Source organism: Loktanella sp. PT4BL, from assembly GCF_003201935.1.
In the GTDB taxonomy this organism is placed as follows: Bacteria; Pseudomonadota; Alphaproteobacteria; order Rhodobacterales; family Rhodobacteraceae; genus Yoonia.
Genome location: NZ_QJJL01000001.1, coordinates 708388 through 728720, shown reverse-complemented (window position 1 = coordinate 728720; position 20333 = coordinate 708388). Strand labels below are relative to the sequence as shown.

Here is a 20333-nt window from a genome sequence, read left to right as displayed (position 1 = left end):
ATCCAACCAATCCCGCATCACTTTCGCGAAATCGAGCGGTTTTTAATGCACAAACCGGCGGATCACTGCCGGAAGACGGGCAACAGCACCCTCAACAGTCATACAAATGATGGTGACGATCGCGGAAAACAGTACGACATCACCGCGCATGACGTCTTGCTTAACAACCAGACGCGCACCCGATCCCGGCTGCATGGTCGTGTGCACCACAAGTTCATCATCATATTTCGCCGGCAGCAGATAATCGGCCTCGACCCGGCGGACAGCGAACACCAGCCCGTCTGCCTTCATCTGCACCTGATCGACACCCAACTCGCGCACCCATTCACTGCGCGCGCGTTCGATGAATTTCAGGTAATTTGCATAATAGACAATGCCCGCCAGATCGGTGTCTTCGTAATAGACGCGGATAGGAAATTGATGCGTCATGATGCCTTTTGCACCCGCGCCGCGATCCGCAAAGCATGGCTGGCATCGCGCGCCATTGCTGGCATGACCGGATCATAGGCCGCACGGATCACATCCGCGATTTCAGGACGCAACATCGCCTTATCCCCAATCATCGCCAAAGGCGGTATCTCGTCAAATGCCGTATCCGACCACAACAGTATCGTCTGCACTGCCTGGCTTAGCGCCAACGTATCCGCAGGCACCGCCGCCAGATGATCGTCCATGCGCAGAAACACAAAGGCCGCCCGTATCGCGCCCGCCTCATCAAACCGGAAAATCCGGTATTGATTGGCGTCGGCCTGCTTCAAACGTCCTACCAACGGCGCAAGATCAGGCACCAATTTGTCCAGATGCGGCACCTCGGTCATCTCGTCCCAATCATGACAGAAAAACACCATCAGGTTCGCACCCAATTCCATATCCGTCTCGGCCATCTGATGCGACGCCAGTGTCACCACAGCCTCGATCGCGCCTTTGAAAACCGCCAGTGTGGCATCATCGACCCCGAACACCACCGGCACGATCGGCCGCCCCCAGCGGGCAAACACATAGGCCTCGTCCGCGCGGGTAAAAAGCTGCTCTATCGCCTGATTTTCCATGTCCATTCAAACTTCCGCCGGAGGCATCTGCCCCTTCAACCAAATAAATCCGTCTGCGATTTGGGCGCGTTCAGCCCCAGATGCGTCCAAGCAAGCTGCGCCAGCATCCGGCCTCTTGGCGTACGCTGGATCAAACCTTTTTGCAGCAGATAGGGCTCTATCACATCTTCCAGACTATCACGGCTTTCCGACAGGGCCGCAGAAAGCGTCTCGACCCCCACAGGCCCGCCTGCGTAGCTCTCCGCAATCAGCCGCAGATAGCGACGGTCGGCATTATCAAGGCCCAGATGATCCACGCCAAGACGGGTCAAGGCACTATCCGCAATGGCCTGGGTGACCGTTCCATCCCCCTCGACAATCGCAAAATCCACCACACGGCGTAGCAAACGGCCCGCGATGCGCGGCGTACCACGGGCACGGCGGGCGATCTCGCGTGCGCCTTCAGGGGCGGCAGGTGCGCCCATCAGGCGCGCGCCGCGCGTGACGATTTCGTGCAATTCATCTTCGGTGTAAAATTCCAAGCGCGTCGGAATGCCGAAACGATCCCGCAATGGCGTGGTCAAAAGCCCCATCCGCGTGGTCGCCCCCACAAGCGTAAAGGGCTGCAATTCAATCCGCACGGTGCGCGCCGCAGGGCCTTCGCCGATCACCAGATCAAGCTCGAAATCCTCCAGCGCGGGATAAAGCACCTCTTCCACCGCCGGATTAAGCCGGTGGATTTCGTCGATAAACAAGACATCCCGCGCTTCCAGATTGGTCAGGATCGCCGCAAGATCACCCGCCTTGGCCAGAACCGGCCCCGAAGTCATCCGGAAATTCACCCCCAATTCGCGCGCCATAATCTGGGCGAGCGTGGTCTTGCCCAATCCGGGCGGGCCATGAAACAGGGTATGGTCCATCGCCTCGCCGCGCCTGCGCGCACTTTCCAGAAACACCGACAGGTTGGCCCGCGCCGCCTGCTGGCCGATAAACGCGTCGAGCGTCTGCGGCCGCAGCGCGCGGTCTTCATCCTCTGGCCGTGGGGCCGCGCGCAATGTTGGGTCAGGCTGGTCCATCGCCATCCCCTACCCCTTTGGTGCCAGCAATTTCAAGGCAGCACGGATCAGGGTCGATGTATCCGCATCCGGCGTGGCCCCTGCAGCTTCAGCCACGGCACTCGCGGCCTCACCCGGCGCATAGCCAAGGTTCCCAAGCGCCGACAACGCCTCTGCACTTGCCGGATTGCCCTGCGATACTGCCGCCTTACGCGGGGCTTTGGGCGCATCCACCTCGATCACGTCATCGCCCAGCGCCTCGGCGACAGATCCACCCATCGCCATCACACCGGGGGCCTTGTCCTTTAATTCAATCGTCACGCGCTGCGCGGTCTTGGGGCCGACACCTTTGGCCTTGGCCACAGCATTCCAATCGCCCAGCGCAATCGCGCGGCTGACGCCATCGGCCCCCAAAGTGCCCAAGATCGCCATCGACGCCTTAGCCCCAATGCCCTGCACCGACATCAATAGACGGTGCCATTCCTTTTCAACAAGCGTAGTAAAACCGAATAGCTGCAAGTTATCTTCACGCACCAACAAATCGGTATAGAGCGCCACCGCCTCGCCATTGGCGGGCAGGCCCGCCATCACGCGATCAGAGACATAAACAATATACCCCACGCCGCGCACATCAATCAGCACATGATCAGTGCTGCGATAGTCCAGCCGTCCTGCAATCTTGCCAATCATGCGCCAGCCTTTGCCAATGCGGCAGCAAGGCTGCTGGAAGACTGTACGTGAAACGAATGACAGATCGCGATGGCAAGCGCATCGGCCGCATCAGGCCCGGCCAGTTGCACACCGGGCAATTGCACTTTGACCATATGCGCGACCTGTACCTTGTCAGCATGGCCAACACCCACCACGGCCTTCTTGACAGCATTGGGGGCGTATTCACCAACAACAAGACCCGCCTGCGCAGGTACCAGCATCGCAATACCGCGCGCCTGACCCAGTTTCAGCGTCCCTGCCCCGTCCTTGTTGACAAAGGTCTGTTCGACTGCCGCCGCCTGTGGCTGGTACTTTTGCAAGACTGCAGTCAGTTGCTCATGCAATGACAAAAGGCGGTCGGCCATATCACCCACCTGCGAGTGACAGATCCCGTTGGCCACATGTGTCAGCCGTGATCCGGCCACGTCGATAATACCCCAACCCATATTCCGCAGGCCCGGATCGATCCCCAAAACACGCATCGCTCGCCTCTTTTTTTGTTCTAAGAGCATCGCTAGCACAAAACGCGAACAAAGACCAAGAGGCTTGGCATAGCGCCAGTTATGCGCCGAAAAGGTCACACCGCCTGAATGCGGCACTCAAAGGGTGAAAAGCGCCTCCATTAAACCCTTATAAATAAATACTTTGCGGCAGCATATGCACAAAAATGAGGCATGATGAAAACGCATATGACCCATGCTAAGATGGCACTAGTCAACCCGTGCTTTCCCTCATAGATGCCCCCTATCAGATCAACGCTGCACCTGCAGCATAGACAATAGGAATATGGCCATGGCCTCTTTTGACACAACCCGCCCCGTCGCTGGCCAATCCGCTGGCAAGATTTCTGGTTTCTTCATGAACATGTTCAGCGCCGTTGCTGCATGGAATGATGCCCGTATCACGCGCAATTCGCTGTCCAAGCTGACAGCCCGTGAGCTGGACGATATCGGCCTGACATATGGCGACATCGAAGAAATCGCGACACGCACCGCACGCTAAGCAAAAGCGACCGACCAAAAGCGAAAGGCCGCGTCCATTTGGAACGCGGCCTTTTCGTTTTCTGTTATGCTGGCTTAGTTCTGCGGCAGCACTGTTGCGATACCCGCAGCTGCAACCATGGTCACAGGATCGGGCTGCATCACCCAAGCGCCGGCCTGTTCAAGTACGGTGCCGCCTTGCAGTGCCGCAACGCGCTCACCGTAGGCTGCTTCGCCCAGATAAGCGAACAGGAACCCCTTGAACAGGAAGCCAAGGAAGAGAACCGCCAACAGACCTTTGAGCGGGAAGCGCGGGCGGTAGAGCCGCGGCTTGGCCACGATCAACCCGTCAGAGTTTACTGTCCGCACAACGCCGTTCGCCATTTTTTCATGGCGACGGACGATCTTTTTCAGTCTTTTATCAAAAGGGACGTGGGCTTGCACCGAATCATCCTCCAAAGTTTGACGGTTACTCATAATACAACAACATCTTTACATTCGCACCAACCGCGTGAATTTTCAATTAATCTGGGCAATATGGCCCTATTTGGACGAAACTTTGCCTAAAATTAGCGTCGTCCAGTCAACAATCACATGCCGTTCAATCAGATTGAACCCGTTTTGAGCATAGACGGCGATCACCTCGTCAGCCTGCTCATTGAGAATCCCCGATAGAATCGCATAGCCGCCGTTTGCGATATTGGCTCCCATATCCGGCGCCAGACCGATCAGCGGAGCCTTGAGGATATTCGCGAAGATCAGGTCATATGGTGCACTGTCTTTCAGGACAGGCGCTCCGAAACCGGCTGCGACAACGCAGTTCACGCGGTCCTGCAGCCCGTTGCTGACAACATTGGCCTGCGCCACTTCAACGGCGGTCGGGTCAATATCACTGGCGAGAACCGTATCAGGCAGCGCTTTGGCAGCGGCCATCGCCAGCACTGCCGTGCCGCAACCCACATCCAGAATATTCTTTCCGGCGAAACCGTCCGTCAGTAACTTGTCGAAGGCCTCGAGACAGCCCTTTGTTGTACCATGATGCCCAGTGCCAAAGGCCATGGCCGCATCAATCAGCAAAGGGATCTTATCGGCTGGCACCTTGTCTGCATCATGCGTGCCGTAGACGAAGAACCGTCCTGCCTGCACAGGGGACAGTTCCCGCTGCACTTTTGACACCCAATCCTGTTCGGGGATTTCCGAGATATTAAAGGGCTTTGCGTCATAGAGTGCCGATAGCACGGCGAGCGCTCCGGCATCGGGCCGGTCCATAAAGTAGGCCGCGACCTCCCAAAGGCCTGATCCGTCTTCAATCTCGAAGACACCTACGCCTGTCGGTTCCGGCTCGAGCCCTTCAATCGCTTCGGCCAAGGCATAGGCCGGGTCTTCACCGGTGATCGTTGTCAAAGCCGAATAGGTAATCATCATCTTGCCCTTGCGCTGGTTCACTTTCCGTTATGGCGCGCCCCGCGCCCCGTCAAGCAATTCACGGTCCGCAAGGATGATCTGCGCAATCTCCTTGGCCCAAGCCGCATAGACCGCAGGGCCGGGGTGGAACCCGTCTTCCGACATGTTCGTTTTGTCCAGACCCAGATCAATACGCGCCATCGTACAGGCAGGCCGTGCCACGACAAGCGCATGCAGATGCCTGTCGAAGCGCGCCGCCTGACGCCCCAGTACCCAACGCAAGGGATGTGGCAAGAGCGGGAACTGGCCCATCGGTGGCAGGCCCGAGACGACGATCTTACGCGCACCGCACTGTGTCGTCAGCCGATCAAGCAAAGCTGTTTGTTGTCGCTGCCATCGCCCGAGCGACACAGCCTTTGTCACGTCATTCACGCCCAAAGCGGTGACGGCAACGTCGTATGGCCCTTCTTGCAGCGTATCGAGCCACGCCAATACATCTGATGTCTTGGCACCGGTCACAGCGTGCAGATGATATGTCACGGTCGCATGGGGGGCCAAATGCGTGGTCAACTGCCCCAGCAAGGCCTGCTCTTGCCGCGCGACACCTACCCCCACGGCCGAGCTGTCGCCAAGGATCAAAAGCCGTAATGGCGGCCCCTGTCCGATCGTCCCTGTGCGATCTCCCGTTGGTTCCGGCAATGCAATATAGCGTTTGCGCACGAATACTGCCTGCCCCAGCAAGACAGGCAGCAGCAGAATCCGTGCGGCAATATGAAGTGTATCGCGCGTGTCAGGCACCCACGCCAATCGGGCAGGTCACGCCCGTGCCACCAATCCCGCAGTAACCCCCGGGGTTCTTGGCCAGATATTGCTGGTGATACTCTTCCGCAAAATAGAATGGCGGTGCATCAATGATCTCGGTTGTGATAGCGCCGTAACCGGCCTGCGACAAACGCGGGGCGAAGGCCTCTTTTGCAGCTTCCGCAGCAGCTTTTTGTGCTGCTGAATAGGCATAAATACCGGAACGGTACTGCGTTCCTGTATCATTGCCTTGCCGCATTCCCTGGGTCGGATCATGGCCTTCCCAGAAGACCTGTAGCAATTGATCATAGGAAATGACCGCAGGATCATAGATCACGCGCACGACCTCGTTATGGCCGGTCTTGCCGGAACAGACCTCTTCATAGGTCGGGTTGGGGGTATAGCCGCCCGCATAGCCCACCATGGTCGATTGCACGCCGTCCAGTTTCCAGAACATCCGCTCGACACCCCAAAAACAGCCCATACCGAACATGGCTTCTTCCATGCCCGCAGGCACCTCGCCTGTCAGCGGGGTCTCGAACACGTAATGGGTCTTGGCTGTGGGGATCGCATGCGCACGGCCCGGCAGTGCTGCATCCTTGGCTACCATTTCAGATTTCGCGCGGGACATGAAAAACATATGAACGCCTCCTATCAGGTTCGCCTTTAATATAGTGTGGTCAGGCGGATTTACTACTCTGCCGCAGCCAACAACCGGCCCTGAAACACGGTCTCGTGACCGGGGGCCGGATGGCGCGGGATCAAAAGCGAGAGCAACAGCGAAATAATCGCCATTCCCGCCGCCATCAAAAACACCAAACCCGGCGATTGCAGCCAGACATAGCCCAGCAGCGCCGGCAAAAAGACAGCCGCAATGTGGTTGATCGTAAAGGCCACCGCCGCGGTGGGCGCAATGTCCTGCGGATCAGCGATCTTTTGAAAGTAGGTCTTGATCGCAAGTGCGAGGCTAAAGAACAAATGGTTCACGATATAAAGCCCCGTCGCCAGCAAAACGCCCCAGCCGAAATAGTAAATGCCACCATAGGCGAAGAACACCAGACACAGCCCCACATATTCGAAAACCAGCGCCCGGCGTTCACCGAAGACCTGCACAATCCTACCGAGCAACGGCGCTGCAAACATATTGATCAGCAGGGTGAACATGAACAGCTTGGTGATGTCATCAACGGCAAAACCAAACTGCTCGACCATCATGAAACCCGCGAAGACGACAAAGATCTGCCGCCGCGCGCCCGACATGAATTGCAGCGCATAGTAGAGCCAATAGCGCTTGCGCAGGACCATCTTCTTGACCTGCGGGTGCGGTGCCTCAAACTGCGGATAAGCAAGCAGACACATCGTGGCGACAACGGCCGTAAACCCGCCAGAGAGCCAGTAGACAGTACTATATGTCAAACCGAACCGTTCCCAGCTCACGACGATCAGCAGATACACAATCAGCGTTGCGCCCGATCCCGCCGACAATATCCAGCCCAGCGTTTGCGGCGCGCGCTTCTTGTCAATCCACTGCAACTGCAGCGATTGATTGACTGTCTCGTAATAATGGAACCCGATCGACGACAGCATTGTTACCGTCAAAATGCCTGCCATTTCGGGAAATTGTGCCGTCACAGCCGTGGCCGCCCCCAGCATAATCAGTGCGACCAGCCCCAAGACCTGCTCGCGAATAAACATGATCAACGCAATCACACCGATTGCAAAGAAGCCCGGAATTTCGCGTACAGTATGCAGCCAGCCGATATCGGCGCCATCAAAATTCGCGACCTCAATCACAAAGTTATTAAGCAGCGCCGACCACGTCGCAAAGGCAACAGGCATCGCCATTGCCATGACAAACAAGAGCGATGTGGGCCTGCGCCACAGCGGTAAGTTTCGGGCATCTTCGAGGCGAACAATATTCATGTCGAAACGCTTACGCCTCCTGATCGCGAAAAGCGAGACTTTGGTTGCATATGCCCGTTGCTCGGTCTTCCAAACCAGACCCAAACATTCAATTTTTGACATATATCAATAGCAACACATCACTGCATCGCTACCCCTTAATAATTCCGAATCTGGAATGTGTAGGAACCACTTTGAGAGTTAGGGGAATTCGAGATGATGAAACAAAGGACAAGGTTTATCACCGCGGGATCGGTAGCAGCACTTACCCTTGCCGGTACAACTGCTTGGGCGGACACACTTTCTGAGAACCCGCTGATAGGAACATCGGGTGATGGACTGATTTTTTCCGATCCTGAAGAAGGTGTTCTGGCGCCGGGCGTCAAGGCCGTTACGTTTACACGCACGCGGGTTGACGACCCCGAAAACCCTGGCGAGTTCCTGTACCTTGATCCGTTTGAAGTGATCATCACGGATTTCTCGGACACCAGTGAGGATATCGAGTCGCGCGGTGATGTCGTGAACTGTCTGATGGCCAACAACCCAGACATTTACTGCGATTCCGCCCCTGGTTCGGGCAAGCGGATCAAGACATGGCTGACCGGTCCCGATCCGTTCGAAATGACCTTCCAGACCAACAGCGATCCGTACTTTGATGAAGAAAGCAATCTGGTTGATACGTCTTCGGTCGACTATTTCACATTCGGCAAAGTGTCGAACTTCACAGGTGCGCGCATTACCGGCTTCTCGCTTGAATTAAGGGATTCTGATGGTGTGCTGATGGACCCGTCGGACCCTGCAAATGCAGTTCTGTTCAATCTCGCTGCAACTGAAATCGGCCTTGGCGGACGGCTGGTCGATGGCCTGTTCGGCGAAGGCGGGAATGAGGGCGATATCGGGTTCTTCTCCGAGAGCCGCGCAGGCTTTACCTCGGATTTCAGTGAGGACGTTCTTGCCTTTGGCACAGCCAGCGGTGCGGACGCAGCGTTTACAAATAGCGACTACACAGCAGCGTTCGGCGATTTCTTTCTCGACAATACCATGGTGCCTGATGGCTTGTTCTGGGACGACAACGACAATCCCGATGACGAATCTGCTCTGATCGCGTGGTACAATATCGCGGATGGCGAATGGAACTACGGAAACCTCGCTCTTACGGAAGTCCCCGACGACCTTCCGGGAAGCGCCGAACCACCCGTTCTTCTGCCTGAACGTCTGGCAGAATTGGCAGCAACCCTCGGCGTCGAAGTAGCCGATCTGGATTATGCATCCGGTGTCGTGCCTGATGCTATTGTCGCCGCAGCAGAAGCGAACGGACTGTTTGCAGTCGATCCGATTGAGGATTTGCGCAATGCAAACCTGAATTACGATATTACCATTGGCACGATCGAAGACGGAGTATTCACCCTGCGCTGGGTGCCGGAATTCGTCCCGATCGTGACAGAGGCCCAGTCCGACTACCAGTTCAAACTGGCGGGTTATCTCGATGCAGCAGCGAACGTGCCCTACTGGGACGTCGGCAATGCAGAGGAGTATGAGGACGCTATCGCAGCAATCCTCGCGCTGGAACCAGCCGAGCAAGCTGCCGCTCTGACCAGCACGGGGTTCACCATTGCACCTGCTTACACTGCGATGGGCTTTGAAGCAGCGCAGGGTCATGTCGGTGCGATCACCGGTCTGGCGCCGGTTGCTGGCGGCGATAGCATCGGTGTCACGCAAAGCGGCGGAGCGCAGTCCTGGCTCATGGGCGGAAACCTCTATGGCCTCGCGTCACTGGGTGGATCGGCTGCGACCTATGATGCAACGTCGGGGTCGATCGGCTATGATGTCGACGCGACATCCTTCACTGTCGGTGTCGAAAACCGTGTGAACGCGAATACCTCGGTCGGTATCGCGGTCGGCGGAACAACATCAACTGCCGAAGCTGCTGACGGGCTTGGTGACGTTGAAATGACCGGTCTGTCCTTGATCGGGTTTGCGCGCGCGAATATGGAGACCGGCGCAAGCTTCAAGGCCCTTTTCGGGTATCAGGACGCAACCTACGACAGCACCCGCAATGTCCTCGACCAAACGGCAACCGGCAATACCGAAGGCTCGCAAACCTTTGGGGCAGTCGAAGCCAGTTATCTGCGCGATCTGGGCGGCTTTGCAGTTGGTCCGATGGCATCCATCGGGTTCTACAATGTCACAGTCGACGGCTTCACCGAGACCGGTGCTGGTGCGTTCAACCTGACAGTAGGAGAGCAATCTGGCAGCACATTCATGGGATCATTCGGCCTGAAAGGCGCATATGACATCCCCGGCGCCACGGGTCAGAACAAGCTGACAGGCAGTGTCGCCTACAACACAATGTCCAGTGATGATCTGCTGATCGAAACCGGCTTTGACGGATTGCCCGCTGCATCCTTCCCGATCGAAGGGCGTGACGACGACTTTGTCGGGGTCAATCTCGGGTTCCAGAGCCTGGTCTCATCCAGTGCCGCACGCGATATCCGGATTGAAGCGGGCTATGGTGGCGCATTCGGCGACACCTACGAAAGACACGGCTTTCAGTTCGGCCTGAACGTTCAGTTCTAAACAGCCAAGGAACGCGAAACAAACGGGGGCGGCCTACATTGCGTGGGCCGCCCCCCGCGTTCAAGGCCATTGCTATACTCCCTCGAACAGGTGACTATGACGGAAGGTCAGGCGGTGCTGGCGCAATCTAAAAGGGGTTTTTGAAGATGGCCGACCACAGCTTTAAACCGGACCAGGTGCTTGATCTGTGGTTTCCCGATAACGGGTTCTGGGAAAGCGAAGAGCGGTTCTCGGCGTGGATTGAGGAGCGCATGTATGGTGGAATGGATGAAACCATCATTCAAAACCACGCCGATCTGACGCGTGCCGCGGCGAGATCCGAACTGGATCATTGGGCCGATACCGCCGAAGGGCGCATCGCGCTGCTGATCGCATTGGACCAGTTCCCCCGCTCGCTTTGGCGCGACACGCCGGGGGCCTATGCACAAGATATCAAAGCAAATCGGCTGGTGCTTGAAGGGATCGCCAACGGGCATTTCGCAGCCGTGAAGCCGTGGAAGAAGCTCTTTTATCTGATCGCGCTGGGTCACTGTGAAGGCCCCGATCATCTGGACCGCATCGCGTTGATCGACGAGCTCTCCGAGACGCTTATCTCAGAGATGCCTGCGGTTCTGGCCAATATGGGGGACTCTCTGCGCGCGCAAAACACGCGGGTACGCGGGGTAATTGAACGCTTTGGCCGTCACCCGCACCGCAACGTTCATTACGGGCGCGTTTCAAGCGCGGATGAGGAAAGCTACATCTCCACAGGCGATTTCCCGCATCTTCCACGGACCGAACCGACCGACGGGAGTTAACCTTCGACGGTTGTTTCGGTTAGTCCACACCCCGATATGAATTTCTCTTAACGGTTGGCCCGTTATGCTTTAATCTCCGCACAGATCATCAGGACCAGTGACCAACAGTGCCAGATTTCAACATAGTCAGTGAGACGGCAACCTTCTTTGACGAAACGCCCAACGGCGGCCTGATCATCGACTTTGCCACGCTCGACAACAGTTTCAGTGTTCAAATCAACGGTGTTGATCTCTTTGTCGGCGGCCCTGCTGGCGCGCCAAACGAGGTCGAGTTTCAAGCAAACGCTACCGCAGGGCAGACGATCCGCTTCACCGACGGTCGCACATACGGGTCGAATGTCGGCAGTGATCGCATCCCTGAAATCTGGCAGTTGGGCACGGTTGACGGCGCGCCCTTGGTCCGCTTGGTGATCAACCCCGACGGCACTGTCGAACTCTTTGGCGCGCGGTCCACGGGCGGAGCACTCGAACCGCTCGAACTCTTTAACGGATTAACCGTTAACACCGCAGCGATTGATGCCGCATGGAATGACACCGGTACGAATACGATCGTTGTCAACCAAGCAATAACGGGTCCCACAAATGCCAGCGGCGAGTTTGTCGATGTCCCCTGCTTTGCCGCAGGAACTCTGATTGAAACTGCAGACGGGCAAGTCCGTGTCGAAGACCTGAAGATTGGCGATCTGGTGCTCACGTACGACCACGGGCTTCAACCCATCCGCTGGATTGGCGCATGCAGTCTCAGCTCGGACCAACTTGAGGCGAAGGAGCGGTTGAAACCGATTCTGATCCGCGCGGATGCATTGGGTGCGGGATACCCCCGACAAGACTTGATTATATCACCACAGCACCGCGTTCTTGTTTCTTCAATCATCGCTTTGCGGATGTTTGATTGCGAAGATGTCTTGATCCCCGCCAACAAACTCGTTGCGCTGGATGGCATCGACATCATCGACGATACGACAAATGGCGTGACGTATTTTCACTTCTTGTTTGAGGCGCATGAAATTGTCTGGTCAAACGGCGCACTGACAGAAAGCCTATTTACCGGCCCCGAAGCGCTCAAGGCCGTCTCTGCCGAGGCCCGACAGGAAATCGAAGACCTGTTTCCAGAATGCTGTGACCCAAATTACAAGGCAGTTTCCGCGCGCTATATACCGGAACAAGGAAAGCTGATGCGAAAGCTAGCCATGCGGCATCAGGCCAATCAAAAGCCGCTCTTTGGCGGATCAGAAGGGCAAAGCGCGTCTCTTTGAGGACACCGAGGCCGGTTCAGCGGACATGAAACTGCGACAGCGCACCGCAGGCATGACCTGTGCCTCCTTGATCCACATCAAAGAGTTTCACCGCCCACCCCTTAGAACCGGACCTGCGAACAGAACTTAAACTTGCAGGTCACCTATGTCCTCTTCCGAGAACCAACCGCTATACGCCGCGCGCGAACCTATTTTTCCGCGCCGCGTGAAAGGCTTTTACCGGAACCTCAAGTGGTGGGTCATGGCTGTGACCTTGGGGATCTACTATCTGACGCCATGGATCCGCTGGGACCGCGGCCCGAACCTGCCCGACCAGGCCGTTCTGATCGACATGGCCAACCGTCGTTTTTATTTTTTCTGGATCGAAATCTGGCCCCATGAATTCTATTTCGTGGCGGGCCTTTTGATCATGGCAGGCCTTGGCCTTTTTCTCTTCACCTCCGCACTTGGCCGCGTCTGGTGCGGCTATACCTGCCCGCAAACCGTCTGGACCGATCTTTTCATCCTCGTCGAGCGCTGGATCGAGGGCGACCGCAATGCGCGGGTGCGCCTGTGGAACGCCGATTGGAGCCTGCACAAAGCCCGCCTGCGTATCACAAAATGGACTGTGTGGCTCTTGATTGCCTTGGCGACAGGCGGCGCCTGGGTTTTTTACTTTGCCGACGCACCCACTTTGGCCGCCAGCCTTGCGAATTTCACCGCACCGCCCATTGCGTGGATCACCATCGGTGTCCTGACCGCGACCACCTTTGTCTTTGGCGGTTTCATGCGCGAACAGGTCTGCAACTACATGTGCCCCTGGCCACGTATTCAGGCCGCAATGATGGACCCCGAAACGCTGACTGTTGCCTACCGTGAATGGCGCGGCGAACCACGTGGCAAGAAACGCATCGAAGGTGCGGGTGACTGCATAGACTGCATGGCCTGCGTGAACGTCTGCCCCGCCGGCATTGATATCCGCGATGGCCAGCAGATGGAGTGTATCACCTGCGCGCTCTGCATTGACGCCTGCGATGACGTGATGGACCGGATCGGCAAGCCACGCGGTTTGATCGACTATCTTGCGCTCTCCGACCAAGAGGAAGAAGCCAAGGGCAAACCCGCCAAGAAACTCTGGCAGCACGTCTTCCGTTTCCGCACGATGCTCTACACGACCATGTGGGCCGCGATTGGCGTCGGTCTGGTCTTTGCGCTTTTCATCCGCGCCGATATCGAAATGACAGTGGCGCCGGTACGTAACCCCACCTTCGTGACCCTCTCTGATGGCACAGTGCGCAACATCTATGACATCCGCTTGCTGAACAAACACGGCGAGGACCGGACCTTCCGCCTCTCGCTGACCTCAGATGAAATTTTGCGCATCGAACTGGAAGGCACCTCGCAAAGAACCATCGTCGTGCCCGCCAATGAAACCTTTCTGCAACGCGTCTATGTCTCGGCCCGCCCGATTGACCCCGCCTCCAGCATGGACCGCGTCGATCTGCGCTTCTGGGTCGAGGATGAGGCCTCGGGCGAACGCGCCTACAAAGACGCAATCTTTAATGGGAGAGTTCCACAATGACCCGTGAATTTACCGGATGGCACATGCTGGCCCTTATGGTCGGCGGTTTTGGGATCATTATCGCTGTGAACCTGACATTGGCATGGAACGCGATTGCCACGTTTCCGGGGCTTGAGGCGCGCAACTCCTATGCCGTCAGTCAGACCTTTCAAGCAGATCGCGCAGCGCAAAATGCGCTCAACTGGGATGTCAGTGCCGATATTACAGGCGGTGTACTGACTGTGGACATCCTTGATCATCGCGGCGTCCCCCTGCAGGCAGAAATCACGCGCGCCATTCTCGGGCAAGCAACGAACGTCAATATGGATACCGTGCCAGAATTCTCCTGGACAGGGACGCAATACACCGCGCCTGTCACCATGACAGAAGGCTATTGGAACCTGCGTCTGGAATTGATCGCGCCGGACGGCACGAAGTTCCGCCGCCGCTTTCCGCTCACCGCCAAATGAGCGACGCAACCTTCTGTCCGGCCTGCATCGGCCTGCCCGAGGGGCAGCTTGAGAAAGCCGCCTCAAACGGTACATCGCAGATCGTACTTTCCTTGCCAGGCATCCATTGTGTCGCCTGTATCAATGGGGTCGAGCGGGTTTTGCGTGACATCGAAGGTGTCGCGAATGCCCGCGTGAACCTCAGCATGAAACGGGTGACCGTCGGTACGGATCAACCCATTTCACCGGAAGTCCTAATCGATACACTGGAAATGGCAGGGTTCGAGGCGCGTGTTCTCGATACAAGCCTGCTTGGCGCAGACACCGATACCTATGGCCGCGGTCTGATGACCTGTCTTGCGGTTTCGGGGTTTGCCAACATGAACATCATGCTGCTGTCGGTGGCTGTTTGGTCGGGCGCCATCGGCGCTACCATGCATATGTTCCACTGGATCACAGCGATCATTGCGATACCGACGTTGTTCTATTCCGCACAGCCGTTCTTTGAGAGCGGATGGCGGTCACTGAAGGCCTATCGTCTGAATATGGATGTGCCGATTTCGCTGGCGATCCTTCTTGCGTCCGGCATTTCGCTTTACGAGACAATTTACGGCGGGCGTCATTCCTATTTCGATGCCGCCGTGACACTGACGTTCTTCCTGCTGATCGGCCGCTACCTCGACCACCGCAGCCGCAAGGCGGCCGCCTCTGCCGCAGCGCAGCTCTCCGCGCTTGAGGTTCCCCGCGTCATGCGTGTGCGCGATGGTGTGCGTCAGATGGTCAACTTTGCCGATCTCGCGATCGGAGACCTGGTACAGGTTTTGCCCGGCGGCCGTATTCCCGTCGATGGTACGATCACCGAGGGGGCCAGCCAGATCGACCGCTCTTTGCTGACCGGTGAAAGCCGCCTCAGCAACGCAAGTGCCGGCACGACCGTCACCGCCGGTGAGGTAAACATGACCGGCCCGCTTACTATCCGCGCAACAACCGTCGGCGCGGACACGACACTGCGCAAGATGGTCACGATGGTGGACGAGGCCGAAGCCACCCGCAATCGCTATACCGCCATCGCAGACAAGGCCGCAGCACTCTATGCACCGGTCGTGCATTTGCTGGCGCTTTTCGCCTTTGCCGGGTGGATGCTCTATTCCGGCGATTTCCGCCTGTCGTTGAATATTGCGGTGGCCGTGCTGATTATTACCTGCCCCTGCGCCATGGGCCTGGCAGTTCCTGCGGTGTCCACGACCGCCGCAGGGCGATTATTCCGCGCAGGTCTCTTGGTCAAGGATGGCACAGCCCTCGAACGTCTGGCCGAAGTCGATACCGTGGTTTTCGACAAGACCGGTACACTGACCATGCCAGCAGCCGCACGCGATACGCTGGATGCCGAAACACAATCCATCGCACTCGCCCTGACCCAGAACGCGACACACCCGGTTTCACAAGCCATCGCGGCGTCCCTGCAAGGCGTCACGCCGGCCAAGCTGCGCGACCAGCAGGAGCACGCAGGCAAGGGTCTCAGTACGCATTATCAAGGCCAAACAGTCCAACTGGGCTCAGGTGCGTGGCTTGGTGCTGGCAAAGGCACCTACATCAAAATTGGCGACCGGACGCCGCAAAAGATCACCCTGCGCTCAGAACTGCGCGACGGGGCGCAAGCACTGGTGCAAGGCTGGCAAAAAGCAGGCCTTACCATCCATCTGGTCTCGGGCGATGATGCGGATGAAACCGCCAGAATTGCACGCATGTTGCACATCACGTCATGGCAAGCCGAAACAACGCCAGCAGACAAGATCGCCTATATCAACGACCTGTCCAGCAGGGGCGCCAAAGTCCTCATGGTTGGTGACGGTCTGAACGATACCGGTGCGCTCGCTGCCGCCTATGCATCGGTGTCACCGGCAACGGCAGCAGATGCCTCTCGCGCCGCTTCGGACATTGTTCTTCTCAACGACAGCCTGACACCGCTGATCGAACTGCCCTTGGTGGCACGCGCCGCGCGGGCGCGCATCAAGGAAAACTTTGCTTTATCCACACTCTACAATATTATCGCCGTGCCAATCGCACTGGCAGGCTTTGCGACACCGCTGATCGCCTCAATTGCGATGTCGACATCCTCGATCACCGTCCTGCTGAATGCATTGCGTCTGAAAGGGAAGCTATGAACATCCTTGTGGTCCTGATCCCTGTCTCGCTGTTTCTTGGCGGTGTAGGCCTTGCTGCGTTCCTTTGGAGCCTGCGACACGACCAGTACGAGGACCTTGAAGGCGATGCCTGGCGTATCCTCTCCGAAGACGACGACGCACCGCACAAGCCCTGACGGTAATACCTACCTTTCCCATTATCGGCCCGAAAATATCCTGGGGAGCGCGAAGGGTGAAACCCCTCGCTTAGCGCGCCGTGCACGCACAGCGCAAACCCACGAAAACAAAGCAGCATTCCAGCTTTTTGAGACGGATTTCAAAAAACTGAAAAATCGATGCACCGTGCTGTTGACTCACACTGATGTGATCCTTACCTACGCATCGTTATCACTCGACCCTGTTGAGTGCTAACATGGGAGAAACACGAACTGGAGAAGTTCAGAGATGGCATTTAAACCACTTCACGACCGTGTACTGGTCCGTCGCATTGAAGGCGACGAAAAGACAGCAGGCGGTCTCATCATTCCTGAGAACGCAAAAGAAAAGCCAGCAGAAGGCGAAATCGTCAGCGTTGGTGAAGGTGCGCGCAAGGACAGCGGCGAGCTGATTGCGATGTCTGTCAAGGCAGGCGATAAAGTGCTGTTTGGCAAATGGTCCGGCACCGAGGTCAAGATCGACGGCGAAGAGCTGCTGATCATGAAAGAAAGCGACATCCTCGGCATCATGTAAGCCGACCGGTCGCCCTCACATTTCCAATCATTCAAGGAGCACATGAAAATGGCTGCTAAAGAAGTAAAATTCGATACCGATGCACGGAACAAGATGCTCAAAGGCGTCAACATTCTTGCGAACGCGGTAAAAGTCACTCTCGGCCCCAAAGGCCGCAACGTGGTTCTGGACAAGTCGTTCGGCGCGCCACGCATCACCAAGGACGGTGTCTCTGTCGCAAAAGAGATCGAACTGGAAGACAAGTTCGAGAACATGGGCGCGCAGATGGTCAAAGAAGTGGCCTCACGCACCAATGACGAAGCAGGCGACGGTACAACAACCGCAACCGTTCTGGCTCAGGCCATCGTCAAAGAAGGCATGAAATCTGTTGCCGCCGGCATGAACCCGATGGACCTCAAGCGCGGCATCGACATGGCAACAGCCAAAGTCGTGGAAGCCATCAAAGCCGCTGCCCGTCCTGTCAACGACAGCGACGAAGTTGCGCAGGTTGGTACAATCTCTGCCAACGGTGAAACTGAAATCGGTCGTCAAATCGCTGATGCGATGCAGAAAGTCGGCAACGAAGGCGTTATCACTGTCGAAGAGAACAAGGGTCTTGAGACAGAGACCGATGTTGTTGAAGGCATGCAGTTCGACCGCGGTTACCTGTCACCCTACTTTGTGACAAACCCCGACAAAATGACAACAGAGCTGGAAGACGCCATCATCCTGCTGCACGAGAAGAAGCTTTCTTCGCTGCAGCCAATGGTGCCACTGCTCGAGTCTGTCATCCAGTCCGGCAAGCCACTCTTGATCATCGCGGAAGACGTTGAAGGCGAAGCGCTGGCAACTCTGGTTGTCAACAAACTGCGCGGCGGCCTGAAAATCGCAGCGGTCAAAGCCCCCGGTTTCGGCGATCGCCGCAAGGCCATGCTGCAGGACATCGCGATCCTCACAGGCGGTCAGGTCATCTCCGACGATCTGGGTATGAAGCTGGAAAGCGTCACAATCGACATGCTGGGCTCAGCCAAGCGCGTTTCGATCACCAAAGACGAAACAACCATCGTTGACGGTGCAGGCGACAAAGCCGAAATCGAAGCCCGCGTTGCACAGATCCGTGGCCAGATCGAGGAAACAACATCCGACTACGACCGCGAAAAACTGCAAGAGCGCGTGGCCAAACTGGCCGGTGGTGTTGCTGTTATCCGCGTCGGTGGCATGTCCGAAGTGGAAGTGAAAGAGCGCAAAGACCGCGTTGATGATGCGCTGAACGCCACACGCGCTGCCGTACAAGAAGGTATCGTTGTTGGTGGTGGTGTTGCGCTGATCCAGGCTGGCAAAACACTCGAAGGACTGAAGGGTGCAAACTCTGACCAGGATGTTGGTATCGCTATCATCCGCAAAGCCATCGAAGCACCATTGCGCCAGATCGCAGAGAACTCTGGCGTCGACGGTTCCGTCGTTGCTGGCAAAATCCGCGAAAGCAACGATAAGTCCTATGGTTTCAACGCGCAGACAGAAGAATATGGCGACATGTTCAAGTTTGGCGTGATCGACCCGGCCAAAGTGGTGCGCACTGCTCTGCAGGACGCAGCCTCTGTTGCAGGTCTGCTGATCACAACCGAAGCCATGGTTGCAGACAAGCCTGCCAAAGAAGGCGCTGGCGCTGGCGGCGGCATGCCCGACATGGGCGGCATGGGCGGCATGATGTAAATTGCGGTTTGGGCCCGGCCCAAACGCTGTTTACCAGCTCAGAAAACGAAGGGCGGTCCCGCAAGGGGCCGCCCTTTCTGCTTGATCGACATGTAAAAAGACTACTTTCGGTGCAAAGCGATGCAGGCTAAGCACCCGCCAGAACACGCCCAACCGGAGGGACCCGACCATGCAGACACCCTATTACCTGATCGACAAATCCCGCCTGTTGCCAAACCTCGAAAAAATCGCGTGGCTGCGCGAAAACTCCGGTGCGAAATCCCTATTGGCGCTCAAATGCTTTGCAACATGGTCCGTCTTTGACCTGATGTCCGACTATATGGACGGCACAACCTCATCGTCGCTCTACGAGGTGCGCTTGGGAAAGGAAAAATTCGTAGGTGAAACACACGCCTATTCCGTGGCATATGCCGATCACGAAATTGTCGAAGTTCTGGAGCATTCCGACAAGATCATCTTCAACTCCATCGGTCAGTTGAAAAAATTCGCCGACGCGTCGCAGGGCCACATCCGCGGCCTGCGCGTGAACCCGGGCGTTTCTACTTCCGAATTTGACCTCGCCGATCCTGCCCGCCCTTTCAGCCGTCTGGGCGAACATGATCCTGCTGAAATTGCGAAAGTCACCGACCAGATCAGCGGGTTGATGTTCCACAACAACTGCGAGAACGACGACTTCGACCGTTTCGACGAAATGCTGACCCTGATAGAGGACCGCTTTGGCGCGATCATCCACCGAATGGACTGGATCAGCCTGGGCGGCGGGATCCATTTCACAGGCGAGGGTTATCCGCTCGACAGGCTTGCGGCGCGGCTGAAATCCTTTGCGGCCACCTACGGTGTGCAGGTCTACCTTGAACCAGGAGAGGCCGCGATCACAGGGGCCGCAACGCTCGAAGTCACTGTGCTCGACACCATGCACAACGGTAAAAACCTTGCCATCGTCGATAGTTCGATCGAAGCGCACATGCTGGACCTGATCATCTACCGCGAGCCTGCCAAGATTGCGCCGAACACGGGCGATCATGAATGGATGATCTGCGGCAAATCCTGCCTCGCAGGCGATATCTTCGGCGAGTTCCGCTTTGCCGCCCCGCTCAAAGCGGGCGACCGGCTTTCGTTTCAGGACGCGGCAGGTTACACAATGGTTAAGAAAAACTGGTTTAACGGGGTCAAGATGCCCAGCATCGCCATTCGCGAACTGGATGGCACGGTCCGTTTGGTGCGCGATTTCAACTATGATGATTTCGCCGCCGCGCTCTCCTGAAACT

General features: G+C 56.9%; 21 protein-coding genes. 11 read left to right on the top strand and 10 right to left on the bottom strand.

Annotated features, from left to right (window positions below):
• Positions 1-42: 42 nt before the first annotated feature.
• From ybgC to ruvC, 5 genes are read right to left on the bottom strand one after another with little or no spacing between them, the layout of a single operon-like run.
• Positions 43-429 carry a tol-pal system-associated acyl-CoA thioesterase gene (gene ybgC / locus C7964_RS03540; RefSeq protein ID WP_110278260.1) on the bottom strand — a complete coding sequence of 129 codons (387 nt, stop codon included), beginning with the start codon at positions 427-429 and terminating at the stop codon, positions 43-45.
• Positions 426-1055, bottom strand: coding sequence for a hypothetical protein (locus C7964_RS03535; RefSeq protein ID WP_286163736.1), 630 nt, complete (start codon positions 1053-1055; stop codon positions 426-428). Before C7964_RS03535 ends, ybgC begins: the two co-directional genes overlap by 4 nt.
• Positions 1056-1084: 29 nt before the next feature.
• Entirely contained in the window at positions 1085-2104 is a 1020-nt protein-coding gene (gene ruvB / locus C7964_RS03530; protein WP_110278557.1) for a Holliday junction branch migration DNA helicase RuvB, read from the bottom strand.
• 9 nt (positions 2105-2113) lie between these two features.
• Positions 2114-2773 carry a Holliday junction branch migration protein RuvA gene (gene ruvA / locus C7964_RS03525; RefSeq protein WP_110278259.1) on the bottom strand — a complete coding sequence of 220 codons (660 nt, stop codon included), beginning with the start codon at positions 2771-2773 and terminating at the stop codon, positions 2114-2116.
• Entirely contained in the window at positions 2770-3276 is a 507-nt protein-coding gene (ruvC, locus tag C7964_RS03520) for a crossover junction endodeoxyribonuclease RuvC (RefSeq protein ID WP_110278258.1), read from the bottom strand. Before ruvC ends, ruvA begins: the two co-directional genes overlap by 4 nt.
• Before the next feature lie 310 nt (positions 3277-3586).
• Here ruvC and C7964_RS03515 point away from each other — a divergent pair, with 310 nt between their 5' ends.
• Positions 3587-3796, top strand: coding sequence for a DUF1127 domain-containing protein (locus C7964_RS03515; protein WP_055296229.1), 210 nt, complete (start codon positions 3587-3589; stop codon positions 3794-3796).
• A 74-nt stretch (positions 3797-3870) separates the two neighbouring features.
• Here the strand turns inward: C7964_RS03515 and C7964_RS03510 are convergent, their stop codons facing one another.
• From C7964_RS03510 to C7964_RS03490, 5 genes are all read right to left on the bottom strand, one after another.
• Positions 3871-4251: a hypothetical protein gene (locus C7964_RS03510; protein WP_286163734.1), complete on the bottom strand. Its 381-nt coding sequence runs from the start codon at positions 4249-4251 to the stop codon at positions 3871-3873.
• Between the two features lie 66 nt (positions 4252-4317).
• The gene (locus C7964_RS03505) at positions 4318-5196 is read right to left on the bottom strand and encodes a 50S ribosomal protein L11 methyltransferase (RefSeq protein WP_110278555.1); all 879 of its coding nucleotides are present in this window, start codon (positions 5194-5196) and stop codon (positions 4318-4320) included.
• 30 nt (positions 5197-5226) lie between these two features.
• A complete protein-coding gene (locus tag C7964_RS03500) occupies positions 5227-5976 on the bottom strand; it encodes an SGNH/GDSL hydrolase family protein (RefSeq protein ID WP_286163733.1) in 750 nt (249 codons plus the stop codon).
• Positions 5969-6619, bottom strand: a complete 651-nt coding sequence (gene msrA, locus C7964_RS03495; protein WP_110278257.1) for a peptide-methionine (S)-S-oxide reductase MsrA — start codon at positions 6617-6619, stop codon at positions 5969-5971. The genes C7964_RS03500 and msrA overlap by 8 nt, the downstream gene beginning before the upstream one ends.
• Before the next feature lie 53 nt (positions 6620-6672).
• A complete protein-coding gene (locus C7964_RS03490) occupies positions 6673-7902 on the bottom strand; it encodes an MFS transporter (protein ID WP_110278553.1) in 1230 nt (409 codons plus the stop codon).
• 198 nt (positions 7903-8100) lie between these two features.
• Between C7964_RS03490 and C7964_RS03485 the strand changes: the two genes are divergently transcribed.
• The 10 genes from C7964_RS03485 (at position 8101) to C7964_RS03440 (ending at position 20329) form a co-directional block, all read left to right on the top strand.
• Positions 8101-10458, top strand: coding sequence for a choice-of-anchor F family protein (locus tag C7964_RS03485; RefSeq protein ID WP_220000156.1), 2358 nt, complete (start codon positions 8101-8103; stop codon positions 10456-10458).
• A 146-nt stretch (positions 10459-10604) separates the two neighbouring features.
• On the top strand, positions 10605-11255 hold the full coding sequence (locus tag C7964_RS03480; protein ID WP_110278255.1) for a DUF924 family protein: 651 nt from the start codon (positions 10605-10607) through the stop codon (positions 11253-11255).
• 107 nt (positions 11256-11362) lie between these two features.
• Entirely contained in the window at positions 11363-12511 is a 1149-nt protein-coding gene (locus tag C7964_RS20195; protein WP_286163732.1) for a Hint domain-containing protein, read from the top strand.
• Positions 12512-12656: 145 nt separating this feature from the next.
• Positions 12657-14072, top strand: coding sequence for a cytochrome c oxidase accessory protein CcoG (gene ccoG, locus C7964_RS03470; protein WP_110278254.1), 1416 nt, complete (start codon positions 12657-12659; stop codon positions 14070-14072).
• Complete coding sequence (locus C7964_RS03465; protein WP_110278253.1) at positions 14069-14521, top strand: FixH family protein; 453 nt, start codon at positions 14069-14071, stop codon at positions 14519-14521. The genes ccoG and C7964_RS03465 overlap by 4 nt, the downstream gene beginning before the upstream one ends.
• Complete coding sequence (locus tag C7964_RS03460; protein WP_110278252.1) at positions 14518-16665, top strand: heavy metal translocating P-type ATPase; 2148 nt, start codon at positions 14518-14520, stop codon at positions 16663-16665. Before C7964_RS03465 ends, C7964_RS03460 begins: the two co-directional genes overlap by 4 nt.
• Positions 16662-16820: a cbb3-type cytochrome oxidase assembly protein CcoS gene (gene ccoS, locus C7964_RS03455; RefSeq protein ID WP_055687411.1), complete on the top strand. Its 159-nt coding sequence runs from the start codon at positions 16662-16664 to the stop codon at positions 16818-16820. The genes C7964_RS03460 and ccoS overlap by 4 nt, the downstream gene beginning before the upstream one ends.
• A gap of 268 nt (positions 16821-17088) precedes the next feature.
• Positions 17089-17373: a co-chaperone GroES gene (locus C7964_RS03450; RefSeq protein WP_055296136.1), complete on the top strand. Its 285-nt coding sequence runs from the start codon at positions 17089-17091 to the stop codon at positions 17371-17373.
• Between the two features lie 48 nt (positions 17374-17421).
• Positions 17422-19065 (top strand): chaperonin GroEL, encoded by a 1644-nt coding sequence (groL, locus tag C7964_RS03445; RefSeq protein WP_110278551.1) that lies wholly within the window; start codon positions 17422-17424, stop codon positions 19063-19065.
• Between the two features lie 169 nt (positions 19066-19234).
• The gene (locus tag C7964_RS03440) at positions 19235-20329 is read left to right on the top strand and encodes a carboxynorspermidine decarboxylase (protein WP_110278251.1); all 1095 of its coding nucleotides are present in this window, start codon (positions 19235-19237) and stop codon (positions 20327-20329) included.
• Positions 20330-20333 lie beyond the last annotated feature (4 nt).